This is a genomic window from Buttiauxella sp. S19-1 (assembly GCF_022134725.1).
Lineage (GTDB): Bacteria > Pseudomonadota > Gammaproteobacteria > Enterobacterales > Enterobacteriaceae > Buttiauxella > Buttiauxella ferragutiae.
This window is the reverse complement of record NZ_JAHWLU010000225.1, coordinates 1-2,440: the sequence shown is the minus strand read 5'-3', so window position 1 is coordinate 2,440 and position 2,440 is coordinate 1. Positions and strand designations below refer to the sequence as shown.

At 52.0% G+C, this 2,440-nt stretch carries 2 protein-coding genes, 1 tRNA gene and 1 pseudogene; 2 read left to right on the top strand and 2 right to left on the bottom strand.

Features of this window, described 5'->3' with window-relative positions:
- Positions 1–75: 75 nt before the first annotated feature.
- A tRNA-Met gene (locus tag MES37_RS24090) sits at positions 76–152 on the bottom strand.
- Positions 153–360: 208 nt separating this feature from the next.
- On the opposite strand from MES37_RS24090, the gene mltA reads away from it, so the two are divergent.
- Together mltA and tcdA are read left to right on the top strand one after the other, a co-directional pair.
- Positions 361–1,461 carry a murein transglycosylase A gene (mltA, locus tag MES37_RS24085; protein WP_064543821.1) on the top strand — a complete coding sequence of 367 codons (1,101 nt, stop codon included), beginning with the start codon at positions 361–363 and terminating at the stop codon, positions 1,459–1,461.
- A gap of 83 nt (positions 1,462–1,544) precedes the next feature.
- A complete protein-coding gene (gene tcdA, locus MES37_RS24080) occupies positions 1,545–2,354 on the top strand; it encodes a tRNA cyclic N6-threonylcarbamoyladenosine(37) synthase TcdA (protein WP_064543823.1) in 810 nt (269 codons plus the stop codon).
- Here the strand turns inward: tcdA and MES37_RS24075 are convergent.
- Positions 2,345–2,440: pseudogene (locus MES37_RS24075) on the bottom strand (cysteine desulfurase sulfur acceptor subunit CsdE); the annotation flags it as partial. The gene tcdA and the pseudogene MES37_RS24075 sit on opposite strands and share 10 nt — an antisense overlap.

Sequence of the window (2,440 nt, the reverse complement as noted above, 5' to 3'; positions counted from 1 at the left end):
GCTCCACCCCGCGTCCGTATAACTATTTACTGCTAATGGTTTTCACCACCGCGCTAAACTCAGCGACTTTTTAATTGGTTGCGGGGGCCAGATTTGAACTGACGACCTTCGGGTTATGAGCCCGACGAGCTACCAGGCTGCTCCACCCCGCGTCCGTGGAAGCGCACTATACTCTGCTCGGCTTTTGATGCAACCCTTTTTTTTAAAAATACCCGATTTGTCTCATCTAACTGATAATAATTTAATTTAAGTACAAATAACGAACACATCTGGGCTGTGCGAGGCGCAACTCGTTTAAATCTTGCGGCGTGTTTGCTATCTTCCCGTGGCGTAATGCGGCATAAACAGGGCGAGGAAGTAATGATAGGACGTTGGACGAAGTACATTGTAACTGGGGTAATGGTTGCCATTCTGGCTGGCTGTTCCTCGAAACCGACAGATAAAGGTCAGCAATATAAGGACGGGAAGTTCACCCAGCCATTTTCCCTGGTCAATCGCCCGGATGCGGTAGGGGCGCCCATTAACGGTGGCGACTTTGCTGAGCAAGTTAACCAGATTCGTTCTGCCTCTCCTCGCCTCTATAATAGCAAGAGCGATGTTTACGGCGCGGTTCAGCAGTGGCTGCAGGCCGGTGGCGATACTAGTAAGTTGAGCCAGTACGGGATTGACGCCTGGCAGATGGAAGGTGCCGACAACTACGGCAACGTGCAATTCACCGGCTATTACACACCAGTCGTGCAGGCGCGTTACACCCGTCAGGGTGAGTTCCAGTATCCGATTTACCGCATGCCACCAAAACGCGGACGTTTACCTTCCCGTGCCGAAATCTACAGTGGTGCCCTGAGCGACAGCTACATTATTGCTTACAGCAACTCCTTAATGGATAACTTCATTATGGATGTGCAGGGCAGTGGCTATATCGATTTTGGCGATGGCCAGCCATTAACCTTCTTTGGTTACTCAGGCAAGAATGGCCACGCTTATCGTAGTATCGGTAAGGTGCTTATCGACCGCGGTGAAGTAAAGAAAGAAGATATGTCGATGCAGGCCATTCGTCACTGGGGTGAAACTCATAGCCAGGCCGAAGTACAGGAACTGCTTGAGCAGAACCCATCTTTTGTCTTCTTTAAACCTGCAAGCTTCGCGCCAGTGAAAGGGGCGAGTGCCGTACCGTTAATTGGCCGCGCCTCTGTCGCGTCGGACCGCTCGATCATTCCAGCAGGCACCACGATTCTGGCAGAAGTCCCGTTACTGGATAACAACGGTAAATTCAGCGGGCAATATGAATTACGCGTGATGGTAGCACTGGATGTTGGTGGCGCGATTAAAGGCCAGCACTTTGATATCTACCAGGGGATTGGCGCGGATGCCGGTCACCGAGCAGGTTGGTACAACCATTATGGTCGCGTTTGGGTACTGAAAAACGCACCAGGTACTACCAACAGCGTATTTACCGGTTAAATTTTCCCCCTGACGGGCTGTATAATCAGCCCGTCGTCTTTACCCGCAAGAACACCCGCAAAGATTTTTCCGAGGATAACGTAATGTCTGTAGTGTTGACTGATGCCTGGCTGCAACGCTTTGGTGGTACTGCTCGTTTGTATGGCCGCAATGCCCTACAACTGTTTGCGGATGCGCATGTTTGCGTGATTGGCATTGGTGGCGTCGGCTCCTGGGCGGCAGAAGCACTGGCGCGTACCGGTATCGGCGCGATTACGCTTATCGATATGGATGATGTTTGCGTGACCAACACCAACCGCCAGATTCACGCATTGCGCGATAACGTCGGGCAGGCCAAGACCGAAGTGATGGCGGCGCGTATTCGTGAAATTAACCCGGAATGCCGCGTCACGGTAGTGGATGACTTTATTACTGCGGAAAATACCGCGCAGCTGCTTAATCAAGGTTTTAGCTACGTTATTGACGCTATTGATAGCGTGCGCCCTAAAGCGGCTCTGATCGCTTACTGTCGACGCAATAAGATCCCGCTGGTCACAACCGGTGGAGCAGGCGGGCAAATCGATCCTACGCAGATTCAAGTGGTCGATCTGGCGAAGACTATTCAGGATCCGCTGGCAGCAAAACTGCGCGAAAGACTAAAAAGTGATTTTGGCGTGGTGAAGAACAGTAAAGGAAAGCTCGGTATTGATTGCGTGTTTTCCACCGAAGCGCTGGTTTATCCGCAGGCTGATGGTTCAGTGTGTGCAATGAAAAGTACCGCCGATGGCCCGAAACGTATGGACTGTGCATCCGGTTTTGGTGCGGCAACGATGGTCACCGCCAGCTTTGGTTTTGTGGCGGTGTCCCATGTTTTAAAGAAAATGATGGCAAAAGCGGCGCGGAATCAGGGCTGAACCGCGGTACGAACGGCTTGCGCTAATGCCGCAAGCCCGCTGCTGCGCGAGGCGCTTAGCTGATTGCGCAGCCCTAAATCATCGAA

What these genes read in the sequence shown, in the direction of transcription:
- mltA (WP_064543821.1), top strand. Translation starts at nt 361, where the DNA reads ATGATAGGACGTTGGACGAAGTACATTGTAACTGGGGTAATGGTTGCC.
- tcdA (WP_064543823.1), top strand. Translation starts at nt 1,545, where the DNA reads ATGTCTGTAGTGTTGACTGATGCCTGGCTGCAACGCTTTGGTGGTACT.